The organism is Phytopseudomonas flavescens (genome assembly GCF_900100535.1).
GTDB lineage: Bacteria > Pseudomonadota > Gammaproteobacteria > Pseudomonadales > Pseudomonadaceae > Aquipseudomonas > Aquipseudomonas flavescens.
Genome location: NZ_FNDG01000026.1, coordinates 43,763 through 52,923, shown reverse-complemented (window position 1 = coordinate 52,923; position 9,161 = coordinate 43,763). Strand labels below are relative to the sequence as shown.

Annotated in this window: 8 protein-coding genes and 1 tRNA gene; 8 read left to right on the top strand and 1 reads right to left on the bottom strand. The window is 66.9% G+C overall.

Going from position 1 to position 9,161, the window contains the following annotated elements; translation table 11 throughout:
- The first annotated feature begins 5 nt into the window (after positions 1–5).
- The 7 genes from BLR94_RS24325 to BLR94_RS24295 all read left to right on the top strand — a co-directional run bounded on the left by BLR94_RS24325 (position 6) and on the right by BLR94_RS24295 (position 7,587).
- Entirely contained in the window at positions 6–1,718 is a 1,713-nt protein-coding gene (locus BLR94_RS24325; RefSeq protein ID WP_084308559.1) for a TolC family protein, read from the top strand.
- The gene (locus BLR94_RS24320) at positions 1,708–2,478 is read left to right on the top strand and encodes an efflux RND transporter periplasmic adaptor subunit (protein ID WP_084308558.1); all 771 of its coding nucleotides are present in this window, start codon (positions 1,708–1,710) and stop codon (positions 2,476–2,478) included. Before BLR94_RS24325 ends, BLR94_RS24320 begins: the two co-directional genes overlap by 11 nt.
- Complete coding sequence (locus BLR94_RS24315) at positions 2,475–3,830, top strand: efflux RND transporter periplasmic adaptor subunit (RefSeq protein ID WP_084308557.1); 1,356 nt, start codon at positions 2,475–2,477, stop codon at positions 3,828–3,830. The genes BLR94_RS24320 and BLR94_RS24315 overlap by 4 nt, the downstream gene beginning before the upstream one ends.
- Complete coding sequence (locus BLR94_RS24310; protein WP_084308556.1) at positions 3,831–5,981, top strand: HlyD family efflux transporter periplasmic adaptor subunit; 2,151 nt, start codon at positions 3,831–3,833, stop codon at positions 5,979–5,981. It begins immediately after the preceding gene.
- Between the two features lie 98 nt (positions 5,982–6,079).
- A complete protein-coding gene (locus tag BLR94_RS24305) occupies positions 6,080–6,673 on the top strand; it encodes a biliverdin-producing heme oxygenase (RefSeq protein ID WP_084308555.1) in 594 nt (197 codons plus the stop codon).
- A 75-nt stretch (positions 6,674–6,748) separates the two neighbouring features.
- Positions 6,749–7,186 (top strand): hypothetical protein, encoded by a 438-nt coding sequence (locus tag BLR94_RS24300; protein WP_084308554.1) that lies wholly within the window; start codon positions 6,749–6,751, stop codon positions 7,184–7,186.
- Positions 7,186–7,587: an META domain-containing protein gene (locus tag BLR94_RS24295; protein ID WP_084308553.1), complete on the top strand. Its 402-nt coding sequence runs from the start codon at positions 7,186–7,188 to the stop codon at positions 7,585–7,587. The genes BLR94_RS24300 and BLR94_RS24295 overlap by 1 nt, the downstream gene beginning before the upstream one ends.
- Before the next feature lie 118 nt (positions 7,588–7,705).
- Here the strand turns inward: BLR94_RS24295 and dinB are convergent, their stop codons facing one another.
- Positions 7,706–8,788: a DNA polymerase IV gene (gene dinB / locus BLR94_RS24290; protein ID WP_084308552.1), complete on the bottom strand. Its 1,083-nt coding sequence runs from the start codon at positions 8,786–8,788 to the stop codon at positions 7,706–7,708.
- A 278-nt stretch (positions 8,789–9,066) separates the two neighbouring features.
- Between dinB and BLR94_RS24285 the strand changes: the two genes are divergently transcribed.
- A tRNA-Met gene (locus tag BLR94_RS24285) sits at positions 9,067–9,143 on the top strand.
- Positions 9,144–9,161 lie beyond the last annotated feature (18 nt).

Here is a 9,161-nt window from a genome sequence, read left to right as displayed (position 1 = left end):
GACCAATGAACCGCATCGTCTTCACCCGTTTCACCCTGCGCACGGCCATCGCCTGCGCCGCGCTCGGTCTCGGCGCCTGTGCCGTCACCCCCGAAGCGCTAACCCCCGAGCAGCAACTGGCCGAGGCGCAACGCGACCGCAGCGCGATGTTCGACAGCCAGGAACCGGTGACCCGCGCCATCGGCCTGGACGAAGCCATGGCCCGCGCCGTGAAGTACAACCTGCAGCAACGCCTGGGCCTGATGCAGCGTGCCCTGGAGGACCACAGCCTGGGCGTCGCCAACCTCAGCCTGCTGCCGCAACTGGCGGCGAGCGCGGGTTGGAAGGGCCGCGACAACGTCGCCGGCTCGTCCAGCGAATCGGTCAACAGCGGCCAGCAGTCCCTGGAGCCCTCGACCAGCAGCGACCGCTCCAGCCGCGACGCCAGCCTGCGCCTGTCGTGGAACGTGCTCGACTTCGGGGTCAGCTACTTCAGCGCCAAGGCCCAGGCCAACAAGGTGCTGGCTGCCGAGGAAGCGCGCCGCAAGGTGGTCGCCGACATCGTCCAGCAGGTGCGCGAAGCCTACTGGCAGGCCGCCAGTGCCGAACGCCTGCAGCCCGAGCTGCAGCGCGCGCTGAGCGATGCCCGCGGTGCCCTGGAACAGGCCCGGCAGACCGAACGCCAGCGCCTGGTGGCGCCGCTGGAGTCGCTGCGCTACCAGAAGAGCCTGCTGGAAATGATCCGCCAGCTGGAAGTGGTGGAAGGTGAGCTGGCGGTGTCCAAGGCGCGCCTGGCCAGCCTGATGAACCTGCCGCCGGCGACGGCCTTCAGCCTGGTGCTGCCGAACGAGTCCAGCTACGCCCAGCCGCCCCTGGCCTATAACCTGGCCGACCTGGAAGTCACCTCGATGACCCAGCGCCCGGAGATCCGCAGCGAGAGCTACCAGGCACGCAACGCCGTGCTGGAAACCCGCGCCGCCATGCTCAAGCTGCTGCCGGGGGCCAACCTGTTCGTCGGTGCCAACTACGACAGCAACAGCTACCTGGTCAACGACAACTGGGCCGATGCCGGCCTGCAGGTGAGCTGGAACCTGTTCAACGTACTGGCCTACCCGGCGATCAGGAAAACCGGCGACGCGCGCCTGCAGGTCGCCGAACTGCGCCGCCAGGCCATGCGCATGGCGGTGCTCACCCAGGTCAACGTGGCCTGGCGCGAGTACGAGCGTTCCAGCCAGGTGTTCGCCCGCTCCAACGAACTGCAACAGGTACAGCGCGGCATCCTGCGGCAGAGCGAAAGCGCCTTCTCCAGCCAGGCCCAGAGCCGCCTGGAACGGGTTCGCACGGCCACCGAGACGGTGCTGGCCACACGTACCCGCGACCGCGCCTTCGCCGAGTTGCAGGTGGCCCATGGCGCCGTCTACCAGGCCGCCGGCCTCGATCCGCTGCCCGAGCGCATCGCGGGCAGCAGCGTCGCCGAGCTGACTCAAGCCATCGCCGGCAATTCCATGCGCCTGAACCAGGGCCAGGGTCAGGTTCCGGCCGGTATCGCCGCCGCCCGGCAACTGGGCCTGGACGCCAGCGCTACGCAGGCCAGCGCGGCGCCGCCCGGCCTCGCCTTGGCCGCCCAGACCGCACCATCCCAGGCAGCGCAGAAGACCCTGCGCCTGGATATGTGGGAGAGCCTCGGCTCGCTGCGCGGCGCCGAGCTGGTTCCCGTGGAGCAGGTCAATGGCCGCTGACAAGTGCGTTGCAAAAGACCGCTTCTGGCCCTCCGTGCTGGCCATCCTGATCGCCACCGCAGCCAACCTCGCCCATGCCGCGCAGGCGAGTAACGAACTGCGTGTGCAGCTCAGCCCGATCCGCCAGACGGTGCTCTCCAGCGAGCTGGGCGGCAAGCTCACCGAGCTGGCCGTCAAGGAAGGCGATCGCTTCAAGGAAGGCCAGCGCCTGGCCGCTTTCGACTGTTCGGTGCAGCGCGCCCAACTCAACCGCAGCGAAGCGGTGCAACGCGGCGCTCAGAAGAAGCTCGACGTCGCCAAGCGCCTCGACGCCCTGGAGTCCATCAGCCAGGCCGAGGTCGCCCAGGCCCAGGCCGACATGGCCGTGGCCCAGGCGGAAAGCGGCGTGGGCCGCGCCATGCTGAAACGCTGCAACCTGGATGCGCCCTTCGCCGGGCGCGTCTCGCAACGCATGGTACAGCGCTTCCAGCATGTCGCCGAAGGCACCGAGCTGCTGGCGATCTACGACGACACGGCCTACCAACTGGAGCTGATCGCCCCCTCGGCCTGGATGGCCTGGCTCGAGCCCGGCGTCGAATTCGAGGTGCAACTGGATGAAACCGGGCAACGCTATCCCGCCCGCATCGAACGGCTGGGCGCGGTCATCGACCCGCTCAGCCAATCGCTCAAGGTATTCGCCCGCATCACCGGCGACAGCGCTGGGCTGCTTCCGGGCATGAGCGGCGTCGCGCTGCTGCAGCCACCGGCGGACGGTTCATGAACGCCACCGTTCGCGCCCTGCCCGATCAACGCGCCGAGCGGATGGCGCTGTTGCTGCAGCTCGAACGTCGCGCCCGCGCCCAGCGCGACGTGGCCGGCCTGGCTTTCCTCATGGTCAATGATACCCGCCAGTTGCTCGACTACCAGGAGGCCTTTCTGTGGGACGCCGACAAAGGGCGTATCAGCGCCTGCTCCGGGCTTGCCCAGGTGGAAGCCAACGCACCGCTGGTGCTGTTTCTCGGCCACCTCTGTGCCGACTGGGATACTCGCCCCTGGGCAGCCGAGCTGCGTGACCTGAGCGCCGTCGACGCCCCCGGCGTTGCGCAGGCCGAGTGGGCGCAGTACCTGTCGCCCAAGCTGCTGCGCCTGCCCCTGAAAGACCGCGACGGCCACCCGTTGGGCAGCCTGCTGCTGAGCCGCGAGCACCCATTGGCACGCCCGGAGCGGGCATTGCTGGAACTGCTGCTGGATGCCTACGGCCATGCCTGGGCCAGCCTGCGGGGCGGCAAGAAACGCTCGCTGGCCGGCCGGCTGCGCAAGCGTCCACGGCGCATCGCGCTGATCGCTGCCGCCGTGGCGCTGGTGATCATGCTGCTACCGGTGCATCAGACGGTGCTCGCCCCCGCCGAAATCATGCCGCGCAACCCCGCCGTGCTGCGCGCGCCGCTGCAGGCCGTGGTCGAGCGCATCCTGGTACAGCCCAACCAGGTGGTGAAACGTGGCGAAGCGCTGGTGCAGTTGGACAGGCGCGAGCTGGAAAGCCGCATGGAGGCGGCCCGGCAAACCCTCGCGGCGGCCGATGCCCAGTTGCGCCAGACCCGCCAGCAAGCGCTGTTCGACGAGCGTGCCAAGGCCGCCCTGGCCGAACTGGTCACCCGTCGCGACCAGGCCCGCGCCGATATGGCCTTCATCGACGACAACCTGCAGCGCAGCCTGATCCTCGCTCCCCGCGACGGCGTGGCGATCTTCGACGATCCCAGCGATTGGACCGGCCGGCCCGTGACGCTCGGCGAGCGCATCATGCAGGTCGCCGATCCCCACGACGCTCGCCTGGAAATCCAGCTGCCGGTGGCGGATGCCATCGCCCTGCAGGCGGGTGCCGAGGTGCTGCTGTTTCTCAACAGCGAACCGGGCAGCCCACTTGCCGCCAGCCTCGAACGCTACGGCTACCGGGCCTCCCCCACCGCGGACGGCGGCATGGCTTACCGCCTGCAAGCGGGCTTCAGCGAAGCGGACCCGCGCCTGCGCGTCGGCCTCAAGGGCACGGCCAAGCTGTATGGCGAGCGTACCCTGCTGATTCACTACCTGTTGCGCCGTCCGCTGGCCGCGCTGCGCGTCCATTTGGGCTGGTAGATGAACGCCCCCCTTGCCCTGCCCGCCAGCGAACGAGCGCCACGCCTGCCCGAGCTACGCCGAACCCTGCGCCTGCATCCGGGCCCGCGCTCGCGGGACGGTGCGCCAAGCTGGACCCTGGAAGACGCAGCCCGTGGGCGCTTCTATCGCATCGGCTGGGCCGAGGCGGAAATCCTTTCCCGCTGGCAACTGGGTAGCGCCCAGGCCATCGCCGCAGCGGTCAGCGAGGAAACCACCCTGGCCCTGGACAGCCAGGACGTCGACGCTTTCATCCAGTTCCTGCGCAGCATGCAACTGGTCGAAGTCAGTGGTGACGCAGCCCTGGCCGATCTGCGCAAACGCGGCGAAGCGGGCAGGAACGGCAGTTGGAGCGCCTGGCTGCTGAGCAACTACCTGTCGATCCGCATTCCGCTGCTTCGCCCGGATCGCTTCCTGTCGCGCAGCTATCGCCACATCGCCCCGTTGTTCAGCCGCGGCTTCGCCCTCGCCACCCTGGCCGCCGCCGTGCTGGGCTTGTACCTGGCGGCGCGCCAGTGGGACAGTTTCGTACACACCTTCCTGCACTTCTTCAGCCTGGAAGGTGCACTGCTGGCCGGCGTGACGCTGAGCCTGACCAAGATCCTCCACGAATTCGGCCATGCCTACACCTGCAAACGCTACGGCTGCCGCGTGCCGACCATGGGCGTGGCCTTTCTGGTCCTGTGGCCGGTGCTCTACACCGACGCCAGCGGTGCCTGGCGCCTGACCTCACGGCGACAACGGATGGCCATCGGCGCCGCCGGCATGGGCGTGGAACTGTGCCTGGCCGCCTGGGCAACGCTGGCCTGGAGCTTCCTGCCCGATGGCATGCTGCGCAGCGCGGCCTTCATGCTCGCCGGCACCACCTGGATCCTCACCCTGGCGGTGAACCTCAATCCGCTGATGCGCTTCGATGGCTACTTCCTGTTCTCCGACCTGCTCGATGTCCCCAATCTGCAGGAGCGCGCCTTCGCCCTGGCCCGCTGGCGCCTGCGCGAAACCCTGTTCGGCTTCGGCGACGCACCCCCCGAGTACTTCGAGCCGGCGCTGCGGCGCGTGCTGCTCGGCTATGCGTTCGCCACCTGGGTGTATCGCTTCTTCCTGTTCCTGGGCATCGCCCTGCTGGTCTATCACTTCGCCTTCAAGCTGCTCGGCGTGCTGCTGTTCATCGTCGAGATCGTGCACTTCATCCTCCGCCCGATCATCGGCGAGCTGCGCCACTGGCAGCAACGCCGCAAGGACTACCGCATGAATCGCAACACCCTGATATCCGCCAGCGTGTTGCTGGTCGCGCTGTTTCTGCTGGCCTGGCCCTGGCGCAGCCGGATCGAGGCACCGGCCCTGTTGCGCGCGGAGCAACAGGCGATTCTGCTCACCCCGGTGGAGGGCAGGCTGGAACGTATCGAAGTGGCACCCGGCGAAGCGGTACGAGCCGGTCAGACCCTGTTCCGCCTGCACTCGGCGCAACTGCAGCACGACCTGCACGGCCTGGAGCGGGAAATCGAGCAACTGCGCCAGCAAAGCAGCCTGCAGGTACGCGCCAGTGAAGGGGCCTTTCGTCAGTCGATCGCCCGTGAGGAATTGAAGGTGGCCCTGGAGCGGCGCCTTGCCCTGCAGGAGCGCATGGCGCAATTGCAGGTCAAGGCGCCGTTCGATGGCGTGCTGGCGGATCGCGCCGAACCCTTGCTCGAAGGCGAATGGCTGCCCGCCGGCGAATGGCTGGGTACCGTCGCCAACGCGGCCAGCGAACGGGTCGAAGCCTTCGTCGGCGAAGCGGATCGCGAGCGCCTGCAGTTGGGCGCTCAGGCCTGGTTCCTGCCGGAAGACCCGGGTCGGCCGCGTCGTCCGCTGCAGGTGGAGGATATCGGCCAGACCGCCGTGCGCCAGCTCACCTCGGCCCCGGAACTGGCGTCGGTCTATCAGGGCGCGCTGGCAGCGCAACTGGACGAGCAGCGCGTACCGATTCCCGAACAGGCGCTGTATCGTGTGCAACTGCGCCCCCTGGACAGCCAGCACGAAACGCTGCCGATCACCCTGCGCGGCAATGCCTCGATCAGCGGCGATGCCCGCAGCCCATTGCTGCAGGCATGGCGTCGGGTGCTGAGCATCCTGATACGCGAGTCGGCGTTCTGAACGGCCGGTTAAGCGTTCTTAATGATTCGCGGATTGTCCTGCCCACGGGTTGTCGCCATCATCGACGCCATTGAGAACCTTTCACCGGAAGCCCAACGATGACTGCCATCGCTCAACCCGCTGCGCAACTGCCCCTGAGCAAACGCCTGAAAGCCGGCACCAGCCGGAACCACGACAGCGTCGACACGCTGGTCATGCAGGCCAGGCCCTTCGAGAACCTGCTGCGCTATGGCTATTTCCTGCGCCTGCAGCATCGCTTCCATGGTGCCCTCGATGCCCTGTACGACGATATCGCGCTCAATCGCCTGTTGCCGGGGCTGAGTGAGCTGCCACGCTTCGCAGCGGTGTGCGCAGACCTCGCCGACCTGGGGCTGGATCTGCCGCCGGCCCCGCCAGCGGTGGTACCGACCAGCCCGTATGCGGCGATCGGCTGGTTGTACTGCAGTGAAGGCTCCAACCTGGGCGCCGCCTTTCTGTTCAAGGAAACCCAGCAGATCGGCCTCGACGCCCACAACGGTGCCCGTCACCTGGCCGCCCACCCGGACGGTCGCGGCCTGCACTGGCGCCAGTTCGTCGCCCTGCTCGACGGCCTGGAACTGACCGAGGCCCAACGCGAAGAAGCGGTCGGCGGCGCCATTGCGGCATTCGACTTCTACCGCGCGGCGCTGCGCGAAATCTTCCCCGCGGCGTAGGATCTGCTGACGTTTCAGCGCGAGCCGCGTTGGCCGATCGCGTCCTGCTAGAATGCCTCCTCACCCGGAGGAACCATGGCCGAACACGATTTCCGCTACAACCTGCTCAACCCCGAACACACCCTGATCGAATGCCGCGCGCTGTCGCCCGGCCGTTACCAGGTCACCGGCAACGGCGGTTCGATCAAGAGCAACGACACCCTGGTGGTCAGCCTCAAGGGCAGCCGCGACCTGAGCATGCGCCTGCATGTCGACAAGGTCCGCCACCTGATCAATCCACCCGGCCAGTGGGTCGCGGTCGCCCACGGGCCGGCCTTCAGCGAGTTGTCGATTTTCAATTGGCAAGTCACCTGTGACGGTTGCGGCACGCAACTGGACTTCGAATTCGCCGTCGACAGTGCGCTGGGCAAGAAGGCCCAGACGCCCGCTGCCGATGCTCGCCTGGTGGAGCTGGGCTGGCGTAAACAGCAGGACAAACACCTGTGCCCTGCGTGCCTGAACAGGGAGGCCTGATGAAACCGCTTCTCGCTCTGGGCCTGGCGACCGCTGCCCTCGCTGGCTGCGCCGGCAAACCGCTGCAACTGGAAACCGAGCGCGTCTACCGCGTCGAATGGATCGGCGAGCGCCCGCTGATCGACAGCAGCCACCTGACCCTCACCCTGGGTGACGACGGCCGCGCCTACGGCAACGCCGGCTGCAACCACTGGTTCGCCAGTTACCAGCGTAACGGCGATACGCTGACTTTCAGCGAGCCCGGCAGTACCCGCAAACTGTGCGCACCAGCCCTGATGGAACAGGAAAGCCGCTTCCTGCAGAGCCTGGGCAGCATCGTGCGCTGGGATATATCGCCGATCGAGCAACTGCGCCTGTGGCCAGCCAGCGGCAAACCGATCCGCCTGTGGCCTGACGAGTAAGTGCCGGGGCCGACGTGGCGATTGCCGGCAATGCGGTTGCGGCCGTGCCAGATGACCACTGGGAGATCATCCGTCCTCAACAGCGCTGGCACCGAGGGGCGGACGGGGACGTCTGGCGTCACTCTGCCTGATTGCCGCTCACGGGCGTGAACAGATCCAGTTGCTCGTGCTTGCCACGCAGATCCTGCAACCGCACGCCCACGCCCAGCAGGCGCACCGGGCGGTTGCCGCGCGCATGGGCATTGCTGAGCAGGACTCGATAGCTGTCCAGATCACGGGCGGCGCCAGCCTGTTCGAGGGTGGTCTGGGTGAAGTCGTGGAACTTGACCTTGACGAAGGGTTTGCCCACCCGGTAGCTGCCGTCCAGGCGGGTCATGCGCCGTTCCAGTTCTTCCAGCAGCGCCGGTAGCTGCGCCAGGCAGGCATGCAGGTCAGGCAGGTCCTGATGGTAGGTGTTTTCCACACTCATCGACTGGCGGCGGCTGTCCGTCTGTACCACGCGCTCGTCGATGCCATGGGCCAGGCTCCACAAGCGCTCGCCAAAACTGCCGAACTCGCGAGCCAGGCGCAGCTTGTTCCACTCGCGCAGGTCACTGCAGTTGCGTATGCCGAGGCGGGTCAGCTTGTCCGCGGTCACCTTGCCGACACCATGCAGCTTGGTGACCGGCAACTCGGCGACGAAGTCCTCGACCTGGTCGGGGGTAATCACGAATATGCCGTCGGGCTTGCGCCAGTCGCTGGCGATCTTGGCCAGGAACTTGTTCGGCGCCACACCCGCCGACACGGTGATGTACAGGTCGCTGGATACCCGGCGGCGAATGTCTTGCGCGATACGGGTGGCGCTGCCGCCGAAGTGCTCGCAGTTGGAGACGTCGAGAAAGGCCTCGTCCAGGGACAGCGGCTCGATCTGGTCGGTGTAGTCACGAAAGATCGCATGGATGTCCCGGGACACCGCGCGGTATACCTCGAAACGCGGTTTGACGATCAGCAGGTCAGGGCATAGCTTCAGTGCATGCCCCGAGGCCATGGCCGAGCGCACTCCGTAGGCCCGCGCCTCGTAATTGCAGGTGGCGATCACTCCCCGCCGATCCGCGGAACCGCCCACGGCCATCGGTTTGTCGGCCAGGCTGGGGTTGTCGCGCATTTCCACCGAGGCGTAGAACGCATCACAGTCGATATGGATGATCTTTCGCTGCGCCATAAACCTGAAAACGAGAGGGCCGGCCAGGCACGCACGGGGCCGTGCCGAAGAAGAGACAGGCACCTTACTGTATATAAGAACAGCCTTCCAGCCCGTTACTGCCCATTCATCGCCCCACCCCATCGTCCACGCGACCAGCGCGAAACCGCCTGAAAAGCCCGCATGGCAGGGCCTGGATAGTGGATAGCACCTGGCAGGAAATGCTAACTGTTTGAACGGAAAACAGTTTTTCCCGAGATAGAGGTTGACAGCCCGCCTCAGATGAATAGAATGGCGACCGCGGGATGGAGCAGTCTGGTAGCTCGTCGGGCTCATAACCCGAAGGTCGTCGGTTCAAATCCGGCTCCCGCAACCAGATACTCAGAAAGGCCAC

Bases quoted from the DNA above. Each gene is read 5' to 3' on its own strand.
- BLR94_RS24325 (WP_084308559.1), top strand. From the start codon at position 6: ATGAACCGCATCGTCTTCACCCGTTTCACCCTGCGCACGGCCATCGCC.
- BLR94_RS24315 (WP_084308557.1), top strand. From the start codon at position 2,475: ATGAACGCCACCGTTCGCGCCCTGCCCGATCAACGCGCCGAGCGGATG.
- BLR94_RS24305 (WP_084308555.1), top strand. From the start codon at position 6,080: ATGACTGCCATCGCTCAACCCGCTGCGCAACTGCCCCTGAGCAAACGC.
- BLR94_RS24295 (WP_084308553.1), top strand. From the start codon at position 7,186: ATGAAACCGCTTCTCGCTCTGGGCCTGGCGACCGCTGCCCTCGCTGGC.
- dinB (WP_084308552.1), bottom strand. From the start codon at position 8,788: ATGGCGCAGCGAAAGATCATCCATATCGACTGTGATGCGTTCTACGCC.
- BLR94_RS24320 (WP_084308558.1), top strand. From the start codon at position 1,708: ATGGCCGCTGACAAGTGCGTTGCAAAAGACCGCTTCTGGCCCTCCGTG.
- BLR94_RS24310 (WP_084308556.1), top strand. From the start codon at position 3,831: ATGAACGCCCCCCTTGCCCTGCCCGCCAGCGAACGAGCGCCACGCCTG.
- BLR94_RS24300 (WP_084308554.1), top strand. From the start codon at position 6,749: ATGGCCGAACACGATTTCCGCTACAACCTGCTCAACCCCGAACACACC.